The following is a 23,305-nucleotide window of genomic DNA, read 5'->3' as shown; positions in this document are numbered from 1 at the left end:
CAAAAGAAGTGGGCTTCCGCGTATGTGGAAGCCCTCCTTTCATTAATACTTTACAAATTATTCGACACCTGCATATTCAGGAATATAAAGGATTTGTCCTTCTTCTATAACATCATCCTCTAATCCATTCATGCGGATGATTTGATTTGGTGATACATCATAACTTTCTGCAATACTGCCAAGGGTTTCACCATTTTGTACAATTCGCATTCTTAATTTTGAGAAATCCTCCTCGCCGCTAGCGAGCATCTTTGTTAAATACAATGCATTTTCGGACCTATGACGTGGACGGTATTGTTGCTGTTGTTCTTCAGCACTAGGGTCATCATTGTCTTCCTCTGAGTCCTTTGATGCTTTGCCAGAATATAATGAACTTGGATTCCAGCCAAAGCTATCATCCTCTGAACGGCGTCCTTTCATCTCTATCTGAGGTGACGGTGCAACAGCCGGAGCTACCTCTACCTCTTCTTCAACCAGCTCGGAACGTGATTGAACAATTGGCTCTTCTTGCTGTTCTTCTTCCTGAATCTCCTGTTGCTGTGGTTCTTGTTGTTCTTCTTCCCTTGCCGTGGCAACTTCTAATTCCTCTTTGATTTCATTAGTTGATTCAGATTCATTAATAAGTGTATACGCATCTGACTTTGTTACACTAATTTCCTGGCTTTCCTGCTCGTCTTCAATAGGGTCTTTTCTTGCTTCACTAAAAAAAGTTGCAAATTTCTCCTCTGCCACTTCTGTGTCTGCTTCCGGCTCATCTTCAGCAGCATTAATTTCCCTATGGGCTGAAGCTGGTGTCAAAATCGGTTCTTCCCATTCTGGTTCAGTTTCTGAAGCCGATTCAGCTACGACGGTTTCATTTTCATGACTTTCAGGTTCTGCCTGATTACTTACTCTTTCATTAATAATTCCACTTATCGAAAGATCTGCAGTTAATTGGAGCTGACCCTGATTAGGGATTTCATAATCAAATGATTCTACTAGTACAAATACTTCATCAAGACTCTTTATACGATTAGCAGGTATTGTTATATCTACTGGAAAACGGTGGTTAATGTTATTCACGCCACCTTCGTTTTCAATCACCTCATCTACAGTTCTGACTGCAGAAAATTCACGAAACGAAATATCTTCTTGTTCAGATTCCTGGGTTTCGCTCGGATAATACTCCCCTGTCAGTACTAAAGCCCCTCGTATTGATATATAATCTTCATGTTCTTGTACAGAAATCTCTGGATCTAGCGACATAGATATCAAATTCGATACTTCCTGTCCCTTTTTAAACCATACTGATTCTTCTACCGAAAAACGTATCGAAGACGTTTCATTTAATGTCAATGAACTCCTCCCCCTTCTTATTTAGAGGATATTCAAAAAGTAGCTGAACATTCCTGTTGTCGCCATTTAGTCACCATACTTTTCGAATCCACAAATTATAAATTAACTATGACACTACAGATTTATGAAGATATTCCATGATTTATGCCAATTTATTAAAATTTCAAGCTAAATGCTTAATGAACACTTTTATAATCCGATCCTTTACGAAATGCAAACATCAAAAAAACAGCCACGAATCACTAGGATTTGTGGCTGTTTTAACTATAAATATATTATTCAGCACAGATAGCTGCAAAGCTCTCCTCTGCTGCTGCAATTGTTTTTTCAATATCTTCGTCAGTATGAACAGTAGATAGGAAATATGCTTCAAATTGTGAAGGGGGCAGAAATACACCTCGTTCAATCATTTCACGATAATATCTAGCAAATAAAGCAACATCAGATGTCTTCGCCGTTTCAAAATTCACTATTTTCTCGTTTGTAAAGAAGAAACCGAGCATAGCTCCTAACCGTCCTACTTGATGTGGAATATCATACTTTTCAGCTGCTTTTGCAAGACCTTCAGTTAAGCGAACTGTTTTTCTATCAAAATCAGCATAGGTTTCAGGTGTTAATCTAGATAACGTTTCATAGCCTGCAGTCATTGCTAACGGATTGCCTGATAATGTACCTGCTTGATAAATCGAGCCGCTAGGCGCAATTTGATTCATAATTTCTGCCTTACCGCCGTATGCACCTACAGGTAATCCTCCACCAATTACTTTTCCTAGACAAGTCAGATCAGGTGTTACATTAAAATGTCCTTGCGCACAATTATAGCCTATACGAAAACCTGTCATCACTTCATCAAATATTAATAATGACCCATTTTTTTCAGTAATTTCACGCAAACCTTCTAAGAAACCTGGCAGCGGTTGAACAAAGCCCATATTCCCCGCGACCGGTTCTACAATGACAGCTGCAATATCTTTTCCGTATTGATCAAAAGCATATTGAACACTTTCAAGATCATTGTATGGTACAGTAATCGTATTTTTAGCAATTGATTCAGGTACACCAGGACTATCCGGTAACCCTAATGTAGCTACACCAGATCCTGCTTTTATTAATAAGGAATCACCATGGCCGTGATAACAGCCTTCGAACTTCATAATTAAGTTACGACCTGTAAATCCACGTGCTAAGCGAAGTGCACTCATCGTCGCTTCTGTGCCTGAGTTTACCATGCGAATCACTTCGATTGATGGTACGCGGTCTATAACAAGCTGTGCTAATTTACTTTCAATCTCAGTAGGTGCACCGAAACTTGTACCATTTTCAGTTACCTTTTTAAGTGCCTCTACTACATCATCATGTGCATGTCCTAAAATTAAAGGCCCCCAAGATAGCACATAATCAATATAGTCATTTCCATCTATATCATAAATCTTAGAACCTTTTCCACGTTCCATGAAAATAGGATCCATTTGAACCGACCTAAATGCTCTAACAGGGCTGTTTACACCACCAGGCATCATTCGTACAGCTTCTTTATAAGCAGCTTTCGATTTTTCAAAGCTTCTCATTTTACGCAACTCCTTATTCAATGATTAACGTTCATTAAGCCAATTTGCTACATCTTTTGCAAAATATGTAATAATCAAGTCTGCCCCAGCACGTTTCATACTTGTTAGCAGTTCAAGAACTATCGTTTTTTCATCAATCCAACCATTCTGCGCTGCAGCCTTTACCATAGCGTACTCGCCACTAACATTATAAGCAACCATTGGCGCGTTAAAACGGTCTTTAACTTCACGAATAATATCCATATAAGATAATGCAGGTTTAACCATTAAGAAATCCGCACCTTCTTCAAGATCAGATTGTGCCTCTCTTAACGCCTCTAAACGGTTAGCTGGATCCATTTGATATGTTTTACGGTCACCAAATTGCGGTGCGCTTCCTGCTGCATCACGGAATGGGCCATAAAATGCCGACGCGTATTTTACTGCATAGGACATGATTGGAATATGATCAAAACCAGCTTCATCCAATCCTTTCCTAATAGCAGCAACAAATCCGTCCATCATATTAGATGGTGCAATAATATCCGCTCCCGCTTTTGCTTGACTAACAGCTGCATCAGCTAGTAGTTGTAAGCTTGGATCGTTTAACACTTGGCCGTTTTCTATAACACCACAGTGTCCATGATCCGTAAATTCACATAAACAAGTATCAGCAATTACAATTAAGTCCGGATATTTTTCTTTAATTTGTCGAGTTGCAATTTGTACAATACCGTGATCACAGTATGCGCCAGTACCGACGTCATCCTTTTCAGCAGGTATACCGAATAGAATAACGGCTGGAATTCCTAACTCAACAACTGAATCAACTTCCTCATTTAATAGATCAAGTGATAATTGAAAAACACCAGGCATCGATTGCACTTCATTTTTTATATTTTCACCTTCAATAACAAATAGCGGATAAATTAAATCTTCTTTTCGTAAAAAAGTTTCACGAACAATCGATCTCATCGTAGTGGTTGCGCGAAGGCGGCGATGGCGTTTAAAATTTAAGTTTTCCATACTAACTTTCTCCTTTATTTAAGTACTTGGTTATAGCGGTTACCAACCCATCAATCGTATAATCTGTGGCGACAATTTGCGGTTTTATACCTGCCTTCAAGGCGGTATTTTCAGTGATCGGTCCAATACATGCAAATGTAATATCTTTTATGTACTCCTTCCAATCTGTACCGTTTAATAAATCTAGAAAATATGTTACGGTACTAGAGCTTGTGAAGGTAATAATATCAATCAAGTTATTTTTTAATAGTTTTAATAGATTTGTTTGTTCCTCTTTATTAATGACCGTTTCATAAATAACTAAATCATCTGTTTTAATTCCAAGATCTTTTAGCTGTTCAAGTAAAAATGTTCGCGCAAGATTACCTCTTGCTAAAAGCACTTTATCATTAGGTCTCACTACAGCTTTCATTTCTTCAAATAAGCTTTCAGCAACATATGCTTCGGGAACCAAGTTTGCTTTAATCCCTTTATTTTCTAATGCTTGGTACGTTTTTTTACCGACCACAGCGATTTGTGGTCGGTTCGTTTCGGGTAAACGTATATTAAACTGTTCAAAGTAGCTGAAGAAATAGTTGACCCCATTCGTACTAGTTAGCACGACCCAATCGTAAGATGCTAAATTCTTTAAAGTTTTTTCTACAACTTCTATATTTGCGGGAGCTTGAAATTTAATTAATGGTATTTCTATTGGATAGCCTTCATGCTCTTTAATTTTTTTTGAAAGGGAGCTTGCCTGTTCTTTAGCTCGTGTAACTAAAATGCGCTTTCCTTGAAGAAAGCCTTCACCAGACATTATTGATCTAACTCCTTTTTCACTTGTTCAATGATATCCTTTGCACCTCTATCTGTTAACAGCTGAGCCGCTTTTTCACCCAATGCTTTCGCATCTGTTCCACGCAACTCTTCTTTCAATATTGTCTTCCCATCCGGTGAACCTACAAGAGCAATTAGTTTGATTTCACCATTAGCCAATTTTTCAGCATAACCGGCAATCGGCACTTGGCAGCCACCTTCCATTTTATGAAGGAAAGCGCGTTCCGCTTCAACTGTAGCAGCAGTGTTTGCATCTTGTAATTTACTTAAAAGATCTAAAAGCTCATGGTCACCCTCACGACATTCAATCGATAAAGCCCCTTGCCCAACAGCTGGGACACATACGTCAATATCTAGAAATTCAGTTACAACATCATCTGACCAGCCCATCCGCGCTAAACCTGCAGCAGCTAAAAGAATCGCGTCAAACCCTTCATTTGGATCCTGAAGTTTAGCTAATCTAGTATCAATATTTCCACGTATCCATTTTATTTCAAGATCAGAGCGATAAGCCAAAATTTGTGCACCACGTCTTAAACTACTTGTACCTATTACTGAACCTGCAGGAAGATCTTTAAGCTTTACATGATTATTAGAAATAAATGCATCCCGATGATCCTTTCTTACAGGAATACAGCCAATTGTTAATCCTTCAGGTAAAACAGCAGGCATATCTTTCATACTATGAACAGCCATATCTATTTCCTTATCAAACATAGCTTGTTCGATTTCTTTTACAAAAAGCCCTTTTCCGCCTACTTTTGAAAGAGTAACATCAAGAATTTTATCGCCTTTAGTCACGATTTTTTTTACTTCAAATTCAAAAGGTAAGCCAAGGCTTTTCATTTGCTCAATAAACCAGTTAGTCTGTGTTAGTGCTAATTTACTTTGTCTAGAACCTACGATGATTTTGCGCATTCAGTTTTTACCTCCAAGAATGTATATATGTATTGAGGGACAATGTGTAATATATTAACCGTACCAAAAGTGAAAACGGGATAGACTTCCAAATAAGAAAAAATTAATGAGTAAGACAAGAAAAGCACAAAGATTCCAAAAAGCGATGCTCCTTCCTTGTATTTCTTTAGCAACTCTTAAATAGAGATAGCTGCTATATGCAATTAAAACGGTAAAAGAACCGATAACTTTTGCATCAGACCAGAAAGATTCTAATTGAATATACGCCCAAACAATACCCAAAATTAGTGATATTAATAGCATAGGCACTCCGCCCATATTTAAACTATAAGAAAGTCGATCTAATAATGTTAAATCACCAAAACGACGCAAACGTGTTCCCCATTGCTTTTTCTTAATCATTTTATATTGAAGTAAATACATGATGGAAAAAACAGCTGAGAGAGTAAAAGCACCATATGAAAGAATAGCAATCGTGATGTGGATAAATAACAACTCAGATATAAGTCGTTCTGCCAGAACAGCAGACTTACTTTCTACCGGGGCAAACAAGTGCAATGTCATTATAATAAATCCTAAAACGGTAGTAAAAAAAACTAAAAAGTCCACTCGAAAAAATTTATTAATAACAAGAGAAAATGTAACGAGAACCCACGCATAAAAATAAAGCCCTTCCATCATATTTAACACAGGAAAACGACCCATTTCTATTATTTGCGCAGTAAAGAAAAACGTTTGTAAACCCCAAACAATAGAAAGCAACCAGAAGGCAATTTGATTGGCCTTCCGGTTGTTCTGTAAAAAGTCTATGAAATATCCTAAGACACTGCATGCATATAGAATAATCGTTAAATCATAAATCCAACCTATTTGTAAGTTATTCATTCCGTCGAATCCCCTCTAGGAACGGCGTTTTAAGCATTTTTCATTGAGTATGCCCACGATTTTTCCCGTTCAATGGGAACAACAACTTTTTCTTGCTTTCGTTGAGCATCAATTTCTTCTTCTACAGCATCCTCGATCTCAAAAATTTTCATAAACAGCTTTAACGATTCTTCTGCATTTGGTTCTGCCGCTAATTCTTTAGCAGAATTAATCGGCTCCTTTAAAATTTGATTAATGATACTCTTTGTATGCTTGTTTAATACCTTTCGCTCACGTTCTGTTAAATTTGGCATTTTACGCTCAATGCTGCTCATCGTTTCAGCTTGAATCGCCAATGCTTTGTTTCGAAGTGCTGAGATAATCGGCACTACACCTAACGTCCCTAACCAATTTTTAAATAACACAATTTGCTCTTCGATCATAATGCCGATTTGTTCAGCAGCTTTTTGACGTTCTGCGATGTTTGCATCTACGATACCTTGTAAATCATCGATATCATATAAAAATACACTCTCGAGTTGATCTAACTCTGGATCAAGGTCACGTGGTACAGCTATATCAACCATGAAAAGGGGTCTGCCTTTCCTTTGCTTTTCAACCCGAGCCATCATTTGTTTTGTAATAACAAAATCCTTTGAACCTGTTGAACTAATTAATATATCAGCATCTATCAATGATTGATTAAGCTGTTCAATTGTTCGCGCCTTGCCGTTAAAACGCTCAGCTAATGCAATTGCTTTTTCAAATGTTCTGTTTAGAACTGTAATATTGACCGCACCACTACCATGTAGATTCTTAGCTGCTAATTCCCCCATCTTACCAGCTCCAAGAATAACTACATGTTTATTTTTTAGACTACCAAAAATTTTCTTAGCAAGCTCAACCGCTGCATAACTTACTGATACAGCATTTTCACCTATCTCAGTCTCACTATGACCTTTTTTAGCTAGAGTGATACCTTGCTTAAATAATTCATTAAACACAGTACCGGTCGTTTTTACCTCTTGTGCTAATAAGAAGCTATCCCTTACTTGTCCTAATATTTGAGTTTCTCCTAAGACCATTGAATTTAGACCACAGGATACACGAAACAAGTGTTCAATAGCCTGATCATTTTCAAAGATCGATAAAAACGGTGTAAACTCATCCATTTCAAGTCCGAACCATTCTGCTAAAAATGCTTTAATATAATAACGACCAGTATGAAGTTGATCAACAACAGCATAAATTTCCGTACGATTACAAGTGGAAACAATAACATTTTCTAAAATACTTTTTTGTTCACGCAGCCTTATATGTGCATCCCTTAAAGTTGAAGGATCAAAGGTTAACTTTTCTCTTATTTCCACAGGGGCCGTTTTATAATTTAAACCTACTACTACTATATACATTAATACTCCCACCCCGATATATTATCTAGTTACAAAGACTTAAATTATTATGACGATATAAACCATTAAGCATATAATAACATATATCTGTTCGTTTACTTAAAAAAAATGTGAACGAAATATGAAACCATTATGTTATCATGTATATAAATCACTATTTTTAATAATATACCCAAATTACGTCATAGTTCTACAATTATCTTAACAAATTAATAGGAAAGTAATCAAGCCGTGAAACTTTATTAACAGGAGCGTGTTGTTTTCCAGATGAAGGGACAAAGCATTTTTCCTGGTATTCTGTTAATTGGAGTTGGGATTTATTTTTTGGCTGATCAATTAAAACTGCCCATCATGAAAAGTATGTTTACTTGGCCAACTCTATTAATTATTATCGGGATTGCATTTCTTTTTCAAGCCTATCTTTCAAAAGAGCATTCGAGTATACTTCCAGGTATTATTCTAACAGGCCTTGGCGCTCACTTTCATGCCAAAGAGTTATTTAATTTTTGGCCTGATCATTGGTCTGTTTATACACTTATCGTTGGAATTGCTTTTATAGTTCGCCATCAAAAAACGAAAAGCGGTATTGTTCCAGGTATTATCTTACTAATCATATCATTATTAGGATTATTTTATGATGGAATAATTGGCTGGATGAGTTATATAGGAGATATTATTGGTTGGGTAGAGAGCTTTTGGCCGGTTGCACTCATTATAGCCGGTGTATACCTTTTATTCTTCAAAAAGAAGTAATTAGAAAAGCGCAAGCGTCTTGGTCAGCGCGATAGGAAAATGTTCTTTCGCGTTTGTGGCACTTTTAGCCTCAAAAGCGGAAAGTTATTTTTCCCGAGGGGCTAGGCGCTGAAGCTAGACAAGCAAAAATCCAAAGTACCTTTTTATAAGGTACTTTGGATTTTTTATTTACATTTACATAAACTGTCTTATTACTCCCCATGCCTCGTCCTTACCTTTTCCTGTTTCAGATGAGAAAGTAATGACAACATCGTTAGGATCAACCTCAAGCGTTTCTTTGACTACTTTCAAATGCTTTTCCCATTTTCCTTTTGGAATTTTATCAGCCTTCGTCGCAATGATAATAACAGGGATATCATAATGCTTACAAAAATCATACATCAATTTATCATCAACAGTAGGTTTATGCCTTAAATCGATGATTTGAATGACTGCTCTTAGATTTTCGCTTGTTGTTAAATATGTTTCAATCATTTTTCCCCAAGCTTCTCTATCTTTTTTCGATACTTTGGCAAAGCCGTAACCTGGGACATCAACAAAATAAAGCATCTCATTTACAATGAAAAAGTTTAACGTTTGCGTCTTTCCAGGTTTAGAAGAAGTTCTAGCCAGGCTTTTTCGATTTAACATCTTATTAATAAATGATGATTTCCCAACATTGGACCGCCCAGCTAAAGCAAAGTGCGGTAATGCATCGTTTGGATATTGTTCAGGCTTAACAGCACTGATAACAATTTCTGCTTGTGTTACTTTCATTGTTTCTCTCCTGTTAGTGCGTGTTTTAACACTTCATCTAAATGTTCTACTGGAATATATTCTAAATCATTGCGAACACTCTCAGGAATATCATCTAAGTCCTTTTCATTTTCTTTCGGAATGATGATTGTTTTTAGCCCTGCTCTATGTGCAGCTAACGATTTTTCTTTTAAACCACCGATCGGTAATACTCTTCCTCGTAACGTGATTTCTCCTGTCATACCCACTTCTTTACGAACCGCTCTTCCTGTTAAGGCAGAAACTAGTGCTGTTGCCATTGTGATACCTGCTGAAGGGCCATCCTTCGGAACTGCGCCTTCTGGTACATGGATGTGGATATCATTTTTCTCATGAAAATTCGGATCTATATTCAGCTCATTTGCTCGGTAACGTATATAACTAAATGCTGCTTGAGCAGATTCCTTCATCACATCGCCAAGCTTACCAGTTAGTGTAAGTTTCCCTTTACCGGGTACAATCGATACTTCAATAGAAAGGGTGTCACCACCCGCGGCTGTATAAGCTAAGCCTGTTACCGCACCAATTTGATCTTGTAGCTCCGCTTGACCAAAACGAAACCTTGGTTTCCCTAGAAACTCTTGCAGATTTTTTTCAGTAATAATAATTCGCTTACGGTCTTCAGACACTACAAGGCGAGCAGCTTTACGACAAATCGTTGCAAGCTGTCTCTCTAAACCCCTGACACCCGCTTCTCTTGTATAAGTACGAATTAGCATTAATAATGCCTCATCACGAATTTGCAGCTTGCCTTTATCAAGACCATGTTCCTTAACTTGTTTTGGAAATAAGTGATCTTTTGCAATGTGAAGCTTTTCAACCTCTGTATAACCTGCAATTGAAATCACTTCCATCCGGTCTAACAATGGACCTGGAATAGTTCCAATGTTGTTGGCTGTTGCAATAAACATAACCTTCGAAAGATCGTATGTTTCTTCAATATAATGATCACTGAAATTCCAGTTTTGTTCAGGATCTAATACTTCAAGCATTGCAGATGAAGGGTCTCCTCGAAAATCGCTAGACATTTTATCGATTTCATCCAATAAAAATACTGGATTGATCGTTTTTGCTTTTTTCATGCCTTGAATAATTCGTCCTGGCATGGCTCCTACATATGTGCGACGATGTCCACGAATCTCAGCTTCGTCCCTCACGCCTCCAAGTGAAATACGAACAAAGTTCCGATCCAAAGCTGTTGCAATCGAACGAGCTAACGATGTTTTTCCTACACCCGGTGGTCCAACAAGACATAAAATTGGACCTTTTAATGATTTTGTCAATTTCTGAACAGCTAAATATTCAAGCACACGCTCTTTCACTTTATCTAAGCCATAGTGGTCTTTGTCAAGAACGGTTTCTGCATTTTTAATATCTAGATTATCTTCCGTTTCTTCATGCCACGGTAATGCTAATAACCAATCAATATAATTTCGAATAACAGAACTTTCCGCTGAACTCGTTGGAATCTTCTCAAAACGGTCTAACTCTTTTAGAGCGGTTTCTCTAATGCGATCAGGCATTTTTGCATTTTCAATCTTTTCTTTTAAAGATTCAACTTCACCTGTTTTTCCTTCTTTATCGCCTAGCTCTTTTTGAATAGCCTTCATTTGTTCACGCAAGTAATATTCTTTTTGCGTGCGTTCCATCGATCGTTTTACACGTTGGCCTATTTTCTTTTCCAAGTTAAGTATTTCTTTTTCATTATTTATTAATGAAATCATCCGTTCAAGACGGTCTTTTACATCGGTCGTTTCAAGGATTTCTTGTTTTTCTTTTATCTTTAATGATAGATGAGACGCAATTATATCTGCCATTCGGCCTGGCTCTTCAATATCAGCAACTGATGCATAGGTCTCTGCTGTAATCTTTTTTGATAATTTTATGTATTGTTCAAATTGACTTAATAACGTCCTCATTAAAGCTTTTTCTTCTGAATTAGCTTGATTGTTTTCTTCAATATGCTCGATTTTTACTAAGAATGTTTCATCTTCATCTATATATTCGATGATTTTAGCCCTTTTTAATCCTTCTACGAGAACCCTGATCGTTCCATTTGGAAGCTTAAGCATTTGCTTTACTTTAGATAGAGTTCCAACTTCAAATATATCATCCTCCGCTGGATCATTAACACCAACTTCTTTTTGTGTGGCTAAAAAAATTAGGTGATCATCCACCATGGCTTTCTCTAGCGCTTGGACGGACTTATCTCTTCCTACATCCAAGTGTAGAACCATCGTCGGATATACTAATAAACCACGCAGCGGAAGGAGGGGGACGATACTTTCTTTATTATTCGTCATACATGTACACCTCCATAAAATTTAGAAAAACCACCCTAGCAACTATTCCTTGTTAAAAATGACGGACATTAGTCAGCGGAAGAAAATTTACGCCTATACTCTAAAATATGCTTGAAAATTTCTTTTTTGTACTCCAGCACTTAATAATAGTAATTAATAGTATTTCAACAAAGGATTGTTTCAATGCAAATACTAATAAAAAACTATATAAAACCGTCTCGTCTAAAAGCAAAGCAAATATAATCTTTGTACAATTCTATCTTATTTAATCAATACTTGTCCATTCTTAAGGTATCTATGATTCTACAGTTTCTTCTTCAGTTCTATACAAAATTAATTTATTTTCAAATCACATCAAGGAAATGGCATGTGTGATTTGTTGTCAACACATGCCGCCTTATTATCTTAAATTGATGTTGCTGGTGGATTTATGTCAGCTGAACTAGATGCCGGTATAGCCTCATCCATAGCTCCTTGTTGATTATCCTTTTCTAGGTTAATTTGTTTAAACACAGGTCCAAACACTTCTGTTAAATGTTCAACAGGTATAATTTCAATTCCTTCTATCTCATCTAAAATCGATTGGTAATTCTCTTTTGGAATAAATACCTTCTTGGCACCTGCTTGCTTTGCTGCTTTAACTTTTGCCATTACACCACCAACAGGTTTAACGTTTCCATGAATACTTATTTCACCTGTAAAGGCATACGTATTATCAACTAATTGCTTATGTATGGCCGAATATATACCTGTTGCCATTGCAACCCCTGCAGACGGACCATCAACTGGAATCCCACCAGGAAAGTTTACATGAATGTCATAATCTTTTGCCGGTACTCCCATAGCCCGTAATACAGTTACAACATTTTCAATAGATCCTTTTGCCATACTCTTCCGTCGAATGGATTTACCTTGATTTCCAATACTCTCTTCTTCAACGATCCCCGTAATATTAATTGTTCCTTTGTCTTTAGCAGGTATGACTGAGACCTCTATTTCGAGTAATGCACCCATATTCGGTCCAAAAACAGCTAAACCATTAACCAGACCAATTTTAGGCTCAGCATGGATCTTTTTCTCATATCGTGGCGTTAACTGACTTGAGTGTATAACCCATTCAATTTCACGCTCTGATATATTGGTTCGATCCTCTGAAATTGCAAGGCCTGCTGCAATTTGTATTAAATTTACCGCTTCTCGTCCATTTTTCGCATATCGTGAAACTATATCAATTCCTTCTTGAGAAATATCTAACGCAATTTTATTTGCAGCATTACTAGCTACCTTCGCTATTTCCTGAGGTTCTAATTCCCTGAAAAATACTTCTAAGCATCTTGAGCGAATTGCTGGTGGAATTTCTTCAGGTGTTCTTGTAGTAGCACCTATCATACGAAAATCAGCCGGTAAACCATTTTTAAAAATATCATGTATATGCGCTGGAATCTGAGTATTTTCTTCACTATAATACGCACTTTCTAGAAATACTTTACGATCCTCTAATACCTTAAGCAGCTTATTCATTTGAATTGGGTGCAGCTCACCAATTTCATCAATAAATAATATACCGCCATGTGCGTTTGTAACTGCACCTTGTTTGGGTTGAGGAATTCCAGCTTGCCCCATTGCACCGGCACCCTGATAAATTGGATCATGAACAGACCCAATAAGAGGGTCCGCAATTCCTCTTTCATCAAAGCGAGCCGTAGTTGCATCTAATTCGATAAATACTGCTTCTTGCTTGAATGGCGTCTTTTTATTTCTCTTTGCCTCTTCAAGTACCAATCTTGCAGCAGCTGTTTTACCAACACCAGGTGGTCCATAGATTATTACATGTTGTGGGTTAGGTCCACAAATTGCAGCTCTTAAAGATCGAATTCCATCCTGTTGGCCAACAATATCTTTAAATGAAGATGGTCTAACCTTTTCAGCTAAAGGTTCGGTTAATGATATCGAGCGTAATTTCCGAAGTTCTTCCATCTCCTTGCGTGATTCCCTATCAATTGAAACTTTTTGAGTGCGTTGATTTCGTAGTAAATTCCAAAAATAGAGACCAATTACAATACCAAAAAACAGTTGAACAAACAAAGCAATACCTGTCCAATCCATTATTTACCCTCCTGCACTGCGTGATGTATGTTTTACCTTTTTCGTCACTTAATTCCTAGTATCTCCGTGCAGTGGTTTCAATAAACAATTTTTTATCGTAAATCATGGTGGAAAAAAAAGGCTAACTCCAGATGAGTTAGCCTTTTCTATACGTGCGTGTAAAACGTTATTGAATTACTTTAAGCTGTTTCTCTAGGTGTTTGAGCTTTATTGGCAAATTCAACGCTCGTGCCATCTTTCATTATTAATGTCGCTCCGGCTTCTTCCTTCACCGTTTCAGCCGTAATCACACATTTTTCAATATCATCACGTGATGGCAAATCAAACATGACATCTAGCATGATACCCTCGATAATAGAACGTAAACCGCGAGCACCCGTTTTTCTTTCAATTGCTTTCTTAGCAATTTCTACAAGCGCTGCATCTTCAAATTCAAGTTCTACATCATCAAGTTCAAGCATTTTCTGATATTGCTTAACTAATGCATTCTTAGGTTTAGTTAGAATTTGCACTAGCGCCTCTTCGTCTAATTGCTCAAGGTTTGCAATAACCGGTAAACGCCCGATAAACTCTGGAATTAAACCAAAACGAAGTAAGTCTTCTGGTAAAACCTTTGATAATAATTCTTTTTGAGATAGTTCATCTTGTTTGCTATCCGTACCAAAACCGATTACTTTCTTACCTAAGCGGCGTTTAATAATTTGTTCAACTCCATCAAAAGCTCCCCCACAAATAAAGAGGATATTCGTAGTGTCAATTTGAATAAATTCTTGATGTGGGTGCTTACGGCCACCTTGTGGAGGTACACTTGCAACCGTTCCTTCTAATATTTTTAATAGTGCTTGCTGAACACCTTCACCTGATACATCTCGAGTAATGGAAGGATTTTCAGACTTACGAGCAACTTTATCAATTTCATCAATATAAATAATGCCTTTTTCAGCTTTTTCCACATCGTAGTCAGCTGCCTGAATTAATTTAAGTAGAATATTTTCAACGTCTTCCCCAACATAACCAGCTTCTGTTAAGGATGTAGCATCTGCAATAGCAAACGGTACGTTTAATATTCTCGCCAATGTTTGAGCTAACAATGTTTTACCACTTCCTGTTGGCCCAATCATCACAATATTACTTTTTGATAGTTCTACATCGTCAACCTTACTGTTCGAATTAATCCTTTTATAATGATTATAAACAGCAACTGATAATGATTTTTTTGCCGCTTCTTGACCAATTACATAGTCATTAAGAATCTCACGGATATCCTTTGGCTTCGGTACATCCTTAAACTCCACTTCTTCTTCTGTACCAAGCTCTTCTTCAACAATCTCGGTGCAAAGCTCAATACACTCATCACATATATATACACCAGGACCCGCTACTAATTTACGGACTTGATCCTGTGTTTTACCACAGAAAGAACATTTTAACTGTCCCTTTTCGTCATTAAATTTAAACATACTATCACCCCTTACCTATAATTACAAAAAACTAAGGTGCTATCCTTATTTTCAAAATTTTCTATACAGTTATGTAATGCATTGTACCACATCTAGAAATTAAACTGTTAATAATATACCTTGAGTTATGTATTAGCGGTTAATGGTCAAAGTATACAAGTAATTATTTCTACTACAGCTTAATACTGATTGTCCGTTTTTTCTCTTAGACATAATTTGATGGTACTTGTTTTATATGTATATGTAGGTAGTGCAAAAAACTGAACCTTATTTATCCTTTCACGTTCTCCTCCTCTTCATACATAGATTATTTATTCAGTCGTAAGTGAATATTTTTAGGGTTATGTTTATAAAAACCGGATTCCACAAGATGTGAAATCCGATATATTTGTTTATACCCTAGTTACTACCATTATACTTTTTTTTCTATATAGTGTAAAACAAGGCACGACTTTTCGCGCCTTGTTTTTTTAAAATTTATTATGCCTTAACCTTGCTACTTTCTACAAGGAAGTCAATTGCTTTTCTGTATTTCAAATCTTCTGAAACTACATCGTTATTACCAAGCATTTGTTTCACATTTTCAGCTGTTGTTTGGTACATAGAAGCAAGATTTTCATATTCAGCATTAATATCTTCTTCAGATACTGTAATATCCTCAGCTTTAACAATCGCTTCAAGAACTAAGTTTACTCTTACACGTTTTTCAGCGTCTGTTTTCATTTGCTCACGCAGTGCAGCTTCATCTGTTCCACTGAATTGATAGTATAGTTCTAGGTTCATACCTTGCATTTGTAAACGTTGTTCGAATTCTTTTAACATACGATCTAATTCAGAGTTTATCATAGCTTCTGGAATATCAATCGTTGCATTTTCTGCTGCTTTTTCTACAACCGCATCACGCTTAGTATGCTCAGCTTGGTGCTTTTTATCAGCTTCAAGCTTTTCTTTTAATTTATTTTTTAGCTCAGCAAGAGTTTCTACTTCATCATCCACATCTTTTGCAAATTCATCGTCTAATTCAGGTAATTGCTTAGACTTAATTTCATGAACCTTAACCTTAAATACAGCAGGTTTGCCAGCTAATTCTTCAGCATGATATTCTTCTGGGAATGTTACGTTAACATCTTTTTCTTCACCAGTTTTCATACCAATCATTTGATCTTCGAATCCAGGGATAAATGAACCTGAGCCAATTTCTAATGAGTAGTTATCAGCTTGTCCGCCTTCGAATGCCTCACCATCAACAAAACCTTCGAAATCAAGAACAACTGAATCGCCATTTTCAATAGCGCCATCTTCTTTCACAACTAACTCAGCATTTCTTTCTTGTAAGCTTTTTAATTCAGCATCTACATCTTCATCAGTAACAGTAGTATCTACAGCTTCAACTTCAAGCCCTTTGTATTCACCTAATTGAACTTCTGGTTTAACTACAACAGTAGCTGTAAAAATTAAATTTTTGCCTTGTTCTAATTGTTGAACATCTAGTTCAGGATAATCAACAGGTTCAATACCAGTTTCTTCTATAGCACTGCTATAAGCTTGTGGCAAGATGATATCTAAAGCATCTTGATATAATGATTCAACACCAAAGCGTTGTTCGAAAATCTTACGTGGTACTTTACCTTTACGGAATCCAGGAATATTTACTTGTGTTACAACCTTTTTAAATGCTTGATCAATCCCTTGATCAACTTGTGCAGCGTCAACTTCAACTGTTAACACGCCTTTATTACCTTCTTGTTTTTCCCATTTTGCAGACATTTATATTTCCCTCCAACATAATTAATTCTCTTTTAATAGTGATCCGCTTGTATGTACTAATCATTCAACAAGTTTCATAAAATTTATGATAGGATCTATTATGTATAATTTCTCATTACAACCATTACATTATAACACAGAACTTAAAGCTTTCAATAAAGTAAACAATTCTTTTTTCATAGGTTTATTCCAAGGTTTGAAACTTTTTCCAACTCAATCAAGCTTATACTAGCTTTCAATAGCAATTTTTCTTCAACGTCATAGCTTTCAGCTAACTCTTCAATTAAAATATCGATTCCATATAACTCATAACCAGTTCTATGTAATGCAGCAGCCCAAACAGATGAATTTTTTGGAGCAGGGTCAAAAGGGAAAATCGCAAATAAGTATTGTTCCCAAAGCTGTTTTACTGACTCAAATAAGGTTGGATTTTCCTGTCCCAATACATCATCAAGCCTATTTAATACTTCTTGTGTAAATGGTTGTTCAAAGCTACTATTTATTTCACAAGGATTTACTTTTATAGATCGTTTCAACTTTTTAACAGTGATAATTTCATTCACTTTTTTTTCCATTAATAATTGAAGCAACATCGATTGAACTATAGGGTGATATGCCGAATCTTTTAGAATACCTTTAATAGAATCAATTACTAATTCAATATTGGTGTACTCCCTTAGTTTATGGATAGCCAATAACTGTTGATCTATCTCTCCATATAATAATTGTGGCTCTAATAATTTGATATCTGATAGCTCCACAATCTCCTGATGTTCATCGTTTTCTAACTTTCTCCTTGAAAACTCTAGTAAATGAAAAAGCGTTTCCGCTTGTTCAGTTGGCACCCTTTCTTCCTCAAATATAACTTCAAGCGTATGAACAACGGTTTCATATTCAGCGAGTTGAATCAAAATATTAATGTAAATTTGTAAAACATTAAAGTAATCTCCAATATCCTCATTTAATAAACGTTCACATTTGGCTTTTGCATCTTCATATAAACCTAGTTCGAGCAAACAAACGACAATCCCAATTTCTACTTCAGGATACTGTTGACTTTGATTCGTTAATTGATTAAAAAACTGCAGCGCCTCTTTAAACTCTCGGTCTTTTAAAGCCTGCATCCCCTTATCTAAAAGCCGTTGTTCCAAATTGGGAAAAGGTACAATATTGTTTCGGTTTGTTTTTTCATTTTTTCTCATATAAGCACCCCATGCTTGGGATTATTTGCTATATAGTTTAGCAATTTCTCGTTTTAAATACAAGGAAGGAGGGTGAGATACTTTTTTAGAGGAGTTATTGCATGTTGCTTCCTTGTAGACTGTTCAGGCTTTGTTTCGATTTGCGATTCGATAAGATGGTATTTGTTGAGATTACTGTACATTTAGTGTATTTACGAGCATTAATTTAGTGCGATTCGTTACCGCTACGTCGTTTTTTTGATTTTACGGGCACGATTGACCTCTATTCGTTACCACTACTTCGCTTTTTTGGCTTTTATGGGCACGATTAACTGCTTTTCGTTACCACTACTTCGCTTTTTTGGCTTTTACGGGAACGATTAATCGCTATTCGTTACCACTACTTCGCTTTTTTGGCTTTTATGGGCACGATTAACTGCTTTTCGTTACCACTACTTCGCTTTTTTGGCTTTTACGGGAACGATTAACCGCTATTCGTTACCGTTACCATTCTTTTTTTTGCCTTGCCGGTAACGATTATCCGCTATTCGTTACCACTGCCACTCTTTTTTTGCTTTGACGGGCACGATTAGCTGCTATTCGTTACCACTACTTCGCTTTTTTGGCTTTTACGGGCACGATTAACTGCTATTCGTTACCGTTACCATTCTTTTTTTTGCCTTGCTGGTAACGATTATCCGCTATTCGTTACCACTACCACTCTTTTTTTGCTTTGACGGGCACGATTAATCGCTTTTCGTTACCGCTACCATTCTTTTTTGGTTTTGACGGGAACGATTATCCGCTATTCGTTACCACTACCACTCTTTTTTTGCTTTGACGGGCACGATTAATCGCTTTTCGTTACCGCTACCATTCTTTTTTGGCTTTGACGGGAACGATTAGCTGCTATTCGTTACCACTACTTCGCTTTTTTGGCTTTTACGGGCACGATTAACTGCTTTTCGTTACCACTACTTCGCTTTTTTGGCTTTTATGGGCACGATTAATCGCTTTTCGTTACCGCTGCCACTCTTTTTTTGCCTTGCCGGTAACGATTATCCGCTTTTCGTTACCGCTGCCACTCTTTTTTTGCCTTGCCGGTAACGATTATCCGCTATTCGTTACCACTACCATTCTTTTTTTGCCTTCACGGTATCGATTAACCACTATTCGTTACCTCTTACAAACTCTTTTTGCCTTCACAGTATCGATTAACCACTATTCGTTACCTCTTACAAACTCTTTTTGCCTTCACGGGAACGATTAACCACTATTCGTTACCTCTTACAAACTCTTTTTGCCTTCACAGTATCGATTAACCACTATTCGTTACCTCTTACAAACTCTTTTTGCCTTCACGGGACGATTAACCACTATTCGTTACCTCTTACAAACTCTTTTTGCCTTCACAGTATCGATTAACCACTATTCGTTACCTCTTACAAACTCTTTTTGCCTTCACGGTATCGATTAACCACTATTCGTTACCTCTTACAAACTCTTTTTGCCTTCACAGTATCGATTAACCACTATTCATTACTCGTGCACAACAATTCCTAGCTTTACAGGCTCGATTACCTTTTTACCAATCCTCACCTTGGTTACCGACTTATTAACTCAAACACAAAAAGCTTAGAAATTCTCCCTATAAAAAAGTGTTGGACCCACAATAGAGGGTCCAACACGCCATATAGTTATCCTATGTTTCTATTTTGCTCGAATACTGCAATTGCCTCGTCGTACTTTAATGTAACATCGATTTCATCCCAGCCGTTAACAAGCATTTCTTTCCAATGAGGGTCAATTTCAAATGCATATTCGTTACCCGATTGGTCGATAACTTTTTGGTTTGGTAGATCAACAGTTAATACATAATCTGCCGCTTTTGCAGCATTCAATAAAGCACGAACTGACTCTTCTTCTAAACGTATCGGTAATACGCCATTTTTAAGGCAGTTATTATAGAAGATATCCCCAAAAGAAGGAGCAATGATCACTTGAAATCCATAATCCTGTAAAGCCCAAGGCGCATGCTCACGAGAAGAGCCGCAACCAAAGTTTTCACCAGAAACAAGGATTGATGCACCTTTATTTTCCGGAAGATTCAACTCAAAATTTTCATTTTCAGATCCATCGTTATTAAAACGCCAGTCAAAAAATGCAAATTGACCAAAGCCTGTACGTTCGATTCTTTTCAAAAATTGTTTTGGAATAATTTGATCTGTGTCGACATTTACACGGTCAAGACTAGCTGCTTTTCCTCTATGAATTACTAATGCTTCCATCCTATTCCCTCCCTTTTAAAGTTAAATTATTGATTAACCGTCTCTTTTGAAAAATTACGAACATCAACAAAATGACCAGCAATAGCAGCTGCTGCAGCCATTTCAGGACTTACAAGATGCGTGCGGGCACCTTTACCTTGACGTCCTTCAAAGTTACGGTTAGATGTGGATGCACAACGTTCTTTTTCAGGTACGATATCAGGGTTCATACCTAAACACATACTACAGCCAGACTCACGCCATTCAAAACCTGCATCTAGGAAAATCTTATCCAAACCAAGCTCTTCTGCTTGTTTCTTAATATTTTGAGAACCAGGAACAACCATAGCACGAACACCCGGATGTACTTTTTGACCTTTTACAACAGTCGCTGCTGCTTGTAAATCACTTAAACGAGAATTAGTACATGAACCAATAAATACGTGTTGAATTTCAACCTCACTAATTGGCGTTCCACCTTCAAGGCCCATATATTCAAGTGCTGAACGAACCGCCTTTTGATCTACCTCAGATTCAAAATCCTCTGGGCGTGGGATGGTTGAATTAATCGAAATGCCCATTGAAGGATTAGTTCCCCAAGTAACTTGAGGTTCAATTTCTTCACCTTTTAATGTTACTGTTTTGTCATATGTTGCACCTTCGTCAGATGCAAGTTGTAACCATTGCTCTGCAGCTTTTTCAAACGCTTCCCCTTGTGGTGCAAACTTTCTACCTTTTAGATAGTTAATAGTCGTTTCATCTGGGCTAACTAAACCAGCTTTTGCCCCAGCTTCGATCGACATGTTACAGATTGTCATTCTTTCGTCCATTGAAAGGCTGCGAATAGCTTCCCCAGTATATTCAATTACATAGCCAGTACCGAAATTTACCCCATATTTTGCAATAAACGCTAAAATAATATCCTTTGCGGTTACGCCTATCGGAAGTTTTCCAGTAACTTCTACTTGCAATGTTTTCGGTTTAACTTGCCATAAGGTTTGTGTAGCTAATACATGCTCTACTTCACTAGTACCAATTCCAAATGCCAATGCACCAAACGCGCCATGTGTAGATGTATGGCTGTCACCGCAAACTATTGTTTTACCTGGCTGTGTTAATCCTAATTCAGGGCCTATTACATGAACAATCCCTTGGTCAGGGCTATTTAAGTCTGCAATTTCAACACCAAATGCTTTACAGTTTTCAGCTAAAGTATCAATTTGTTTCTTAGCAATTTCATCGGTAATAGTAAAACGATCATCAGTTGGTACGTTATGGTCCATGGTTGCAAATGTTAAGTCAGGTCTTCTTACCTTTCGTCCTTTCAAGCGTAATCCTTCAAATGCTTGAGGAGACGTTACTTCATGAACTAAATGTAAATCAATATATAGTAATGATGGCTTTCCTACTTCAGAAACAACCGCATGTGATTCCCAAATTTTTTCAATAATTGTTTTCGGCGATCCCATACATTTCCCTCCCATAGAGAAACTTAAATTTTCAATTGCTAAAATTAAAGTCTCAAATTTTAAAAATAGATGCCAGCCTTAGCTATTGGCTGACATCGTAACTGATTCGCAAATTCCCTTAATTTCATTGATAACTTGCTCAACCATTTGATCTGTTGAAAGCACAGTATCAGTTCCTGCAGCCAAATCTGCAGTACGATGTCCTTTTTCTAATACTTGCTGAACAGCTTGCTCGATGATATCTCCTTCTTTTAATAGATTAAAAGAGTATTTTAACATCATTGCAGCCGATAAAATCGTTGCTAGTGGATTAGCTTTATTTTGACCTGCAATATCAGGTGCAGATCCATGACAAGGTTCATATAAGCCTGGTCCTTCGGCAGATAAGCTAGCCGATGGTAACATACCCAGAGAGCCGGTAAGCATTGAAGCTTCATCACTTAAAATATCCCCAAACATATTTTCCGTTACCATTACGTCAAATTGTTTTGGATTACGGATTAGCTGCATAGCTGCGTTATCCACAAGCATATGCTCAAGCTCTACTTCCGGATAGTCTTTAGCCACTTCAATTGCAATTTCACGCCAAACCCTACTTGTTTCTAGTACGTTAGCTTTATCTACTGATGTTAATTTTTTATTCCGAACAGCCGCCAGTTCAAACCCTTTGCGAATAATACGCTCGATTTCTTCATTCGTATATGTCATTGTATCAACAGCCATTTGCTTACCATTCTCATCAACGCGACGTTCTCTTGGAGCACCAAAGTATATGCCGCCCGTTAATTCTCTAACAATCATTAAATCTACATTTTCAATTACTTCTCTTTTTAACGTAGACGCATCAGCAAGACTTGAGAATGCTTGTACAGGTCGTAGGTTTGCAAATAATCCTAACTCTTTTCGAATTGCTAATAAGCCTTTTTCAGGTCTCATTTCAGGAGGATTTTGATCCCATTTCGGACCACCTACAGCTCCTAACAAAATAGCATCACTGCTTTTACACTTTTGAACAGTTTCAGCAGGTAACGGTGTTTGGTCCTGATCAATCGCCTCGCCACCAATTCTAGCAAAGTCAAATTTAAATGTATGACCAAACTTCTCTGCAATTACTTCAAGAACAGAAATCGCACCTGTCACAATCTCTTTCCCAATTCCGTCACCAGGTAATACCGCAATCTTTTTATCCATATGTTCTCTTCCTTTCGTTAGAAAAACACGTATTGTGCCACTGACATTAAAAACTAGAATTATTGTCAAAGGGAGACTTTGTTTTGTCTCCCTTTGATACAAGCCTTATTTATAGA

General features: G+C 37.0%; 17 protein-coding genes. 1 reads left to right on the top strand and 16 read right to left on the bottom strand.

Features of this window, described 5'->3' with window-relative positions; genetic code table 11:
- Positions 1-57: 57 nt before the first annotated feature.
- The 7 genes from spoVID to hemA all read right to left on the bottom strand — a co-directional run bounded on the left by spoVID (position 58) and on the right by hemA (position 7,918).
- The gene (gene spoVID / locus C1724_RS03700; protein WP_102345378.1) at positions 58-1,335 is read right to left on the bottom strand and encodes a stage VI sporulation protein D; all 1,278 of its coding nucleotides are present in this window, start codon (positions 1,333-1,335) and stop codon (positions 58-60) included.
- Between the two features lie 275 nt (positions 1,336-1,610).
- A complete protein-coding gene (gene hemL, locus C1724_RS03695) occupies positions 1,611-2,903 on the bottom strand; it encodes a glutamate-1-semialdehyde 2,1-aminomutase (protein WP_102345377.1) in 1,293 nt (430 codons plus the stop codon).
- 24 nt (positions 2,904-2,927) lie between these two features.
- Complete coding sequence (hemB, locus tag C1724_RS03690) at positions 2,928-3,908, bottom strand: porphobilinogen synthase (RefSeq protein WP_102345376.1); 981 nt, start codon at positions 3,906-3,908, stop codon at positions 2,928-2,930.
- A 1-nt stretch (position 3,909) separates the two neighbouring features.
- A complete protein-coding gene (locus C1724_RS03685; protein ID WP_102345375.1) occupies positions 3,910-4,704 on the bottom strand; it encodes a uroporphyrinogen-III synthase in 795 nt (264 codons plus the stop codon).
- The gene (hemC, locus tag C1724_RS03680; protein ID WP_102345374.1) at positions 4,704-5,642 is read right to left on the bottom strand and encodes a hydroxymethylbilane synthase; all 939 of its coding nucleotides are present in this window, start codon (positions 5,640-5,642) and stop codon (positions 4,704-4,706) included. Before hemC ends, C1724_RS03685 begins: the two co-directional genes overlap by 1 nt.
- A gap of 54 nt (positions 5,643-5,696) precedes the next feature.
- Positions 5,697-6,527: a cytochrome c biogenesis protein gene (locus tag C1724_RS03675; protein ID WP_102345373.1), complete on the bottom strand. Its 831-nt coding sequence runs from the start codon at positions 6,525-6,527 to the stop codon at positions 5,697-5,699.
- Positions 6,528-6,556: 29 nt separating this feature from the next.
- The gene (hemA, locus tag C1724_RS03670; protein ID WP_102345372.1) at positions 6,557-7,918 is read right to left on the bottom strand and encodes a glutamyl-tRNA reductase; all 1,362 of its coding nucleotides are present in this window, start codon (positions 7,916-7,918) and stop codon (positions 6,557-6,559) included.
- A gap of 267 nt (positions 7,919-8,185) precedes the next feature.
- Here hemA and C1724_RS03665 point away from each other — a divergent pair, with 267 nt between their 5' ends.
- Positions 8,186-8,671, top strand: coding sequence for a LiaI-LiaF-like domain-containing protein (locus C1724_RS03665; RefSeq protein WP_102345371.1), 486 nt, complete (start codon positions 8,186-8,188; stop codon positions 8,669-8,671).
- A 174-nt stretch (positions 8,672-8,845) separates the two neighbouring features.
- On the opposite strand, the gene yihA is transcribed toward C1724_RS03665, so the two are convergent.
- The 9 genes from yihA to leuB all read right to left on the bottom strand — a co-directional run bounded on the left by yihA (position 8,846) and on the right by leuB (position 23,189).
- On the bottom strand, positions 8,846-9,427 hold the full coding sequence (yihA, locus tag C1724_RS03660) for a ribosome biogenesis GTP-binding protein YihA/YsxC (protein ID WP_102345370.1): 582 nt from the start codon (positions 9,425-9,427) through the stop codon (positions 8,846-8,848).
- Positions 9,424-11,748 carry an endopeptidase La gene (lon, locus tag C1724_RS03655; protein WP_102345369.1) on the bottom strand — a complete coding sequence of 775 codons (2,325 nt, stop codon included), beginning with the start codon at positions 11,746-11,748 and terminating at the stop codon, positions 9,424-9,426. Before lon ends, yihA begins: the two co-directional genes overlap by 4 nt.
- Before the next feature lie 405 nt (positions 11,749-12,153).
- Entirely contained in the window at positions 12,154-13,854 is a 1,701-nt protein-coding gene (gene lonB / locus C1724_RS03650; protein ID WP_102345368.1) for an ATP-dependent protease LonB, read from the bottom strand.
- A 179-nt stretch (positions 13,855-14,033) separates the two neighbouring features.
- Entirely contained in the window at positions 14,034-15,314 is a 1,281-nt protein-coding gene (gene clpX / locus C1724_RS03645) for an ATP-dependent protease ATP-binding subunit ClpX (protein WP_102345367.1), read from the bottom strand.
- Between the two features lie 480 nt (positions 15,315-15,794).
- The gene (tig, locus tag C1724_RS03640; protein WP_102345366.1) at positions 15,795-17,081 is read right to left on the bottom strand and encodes a trigger factor; all 1,287 of its coding nucleotides are present in this window, start codon (positions 17,079-17,081) and stop codon (positions 15,795-15,797) included.
- Positions 17,082-17,257: 176 nt separating this feature from the next.
- The gene (locus C1724_RS03635) at positions 17,258-18,283 is read right to left on the bottom strand and encodes a tetratricopeptide repeat protein (protein ID WP_102345365.1); all 1,026 of its coding nucleotides are present in this window, start codon (positions 18,281-18,283) and stop codon (positions 17,258-17,260) included.
- Positions 18,284-19,959: 1,676 nt separating this feature from the next.
- Entirely contained in the window at positions 19,960-20,550 is a 591-nt protein-coding gene (leuD, locus tag C1724_RS03630) for a 3-isopropylmalate dehydratase small subunit (protein ID WP_102345364.1), read from the bottom strand.
- 26 nt (positions 20,551-20,576) lie between these two features.
- On the bottom strand, positions 20,577-21,998 hold the full coding sequence (gene leuC, locus C1724_RS03625; protein WP_102345363.1) for a 3-isopropylmalate dehydratase large subunit: 1,422 nt from the start codon (positions 21,996-21,998) through the stop codon (positions 20,577-20,579).
- Positions 21,999-22,076: 78 nt separating this feature from the next.
- Positions 22,077-23,189, bottom strand: coding sequence for a 3-isopropylmalate dehydrogenase (gene leuB, locus C1724_RS03620; RefSeq protein WP_102345362.1), 1,113 nt, complete (start codon positions 23,187-23,189; stop codon positions 22,077-22,079).
- Positions 23,190-23,305 lie beyond the last annotated feature (116 nt).

Origin of the sequence: Bacillus sp. Marseille-P3661, from assembly GCF_900240995.1 — a bacterium.
Classification (GTDB): Bacteria; Bacillota; Bacilli; order Bacillales; family Bacillaceae_J; genus OESV01.
The sequence above is the reverse complement of the archived record's forward strand: the minus strand, read 5'-3'. Positions and strand labels throughout refer to the sequence as shown.

Bases quoted from the DNA above. Each gene is read 5' to 3' on its own strand.
- leuD (WP_102345364.1), bottom strand. From the start codon at position 20,550: ATGGAAGCATTAGTAATTCATAGAGGAAAAGCAGCTAGTCTTGACCGT.
- yihA (WP_102345370.1), bottom strand. From the start codon at position 9,427: ATGAAAGTAACACAAGCAGAAATTGTTATCAGTGCTGTTAAGCCTGAA.
- lon (WP_102345369.1), bottom strand. From the start codon at position 11,748: ATGACGAATAATAAAGAAAGTATCGTCCCCCTCCTTCCGCTGCGTGGT.
- hemB (WP_102345376.1), bottom strand. From the start codon at position 3,908: ATGGAAAACTTAAATTTTAAACGCCATCGCCGCCTTCGCGCAACCACT.
- C1724_RS03635 (WP_102345365.1), bottom strand. From the start codon at position 18,283: ATGAGAAAAAATGAAAAAACAAACCGAAACAATATTGTACCTTTTCCC.
- hemA (WP_102345372.1), bottom strand. From the start codon at position 7,918: ATGTATATAGTAGTAGTAGGTTTAAATTATAAAACGGCCCCTGTGGAA.
- hemC (WP_102345374.1), bottom strand. From the start codon at position 5,642: ATGCGCAAAATCATCGTAGGTTCTAGACAAAGTAAATTAGCACTAACA.
- clpX (WP_102345367.1), bottom strand. From the start codon at position 15,314: ATGTTTAAATTTAATGACGAAAAGGGACAGTTAAAATGTTCTTTCTGT.
- leuB (WP_102345362.1), bottom strand. From the start codon at position 23,189: ATGGATAAAAAGATTGCGGTATTACCTGGTGACGGAATTGGGAAAGAG.
- C1724_RS03665 (WP_102345371.1), top strand. From the start codon at position 8,186: ATGAAGGGACAAAGCATTTTTCCTGGTATTCTGTTAATTGGAGTTGGG.
- hemL (WP_102345377.1), bottom strand. From the start codon at position 2,903: ATGAGAAGCTTTGAAAAATCGAAAGCTGCTTATAAAGAAGCTGTACGA.
- tig (WP_102345366.1), bottom strand. From the start codon at position 17,081: ATGTCTGCAAAATGGGAAAAACAAGAAGGTAATAAAGGCGTGTTAACA.
- lonB (WP_102345368.1), bottom strand. From the start codon at position 13,854: ATGGATTGGACAGGTATTGCTTTGTTTGTTCAACTGTTTTTTGGTATT.
- leuC (WP_102345363.1), bottom strand. From the start codon at position 21,998: ATGGGATCGCCGAAAACAATTATTGAAAAAATTTGGGAATCACATGCG.
- C1724_RS03685 (WP_102345375.1), bottom strand. From the start codon at position 4,704: ATGTCTGGTGAAGGCTTTCTTCAAGGAAAGCGCATTTTAGTTACACGA.
- C1724_RS03675 (WP_102345373.1), bottom strand. From the start codon at position 6,527: ATGAATAACTTACAAATAGGTTGGATTTATGATTTAACGATTATTCTA.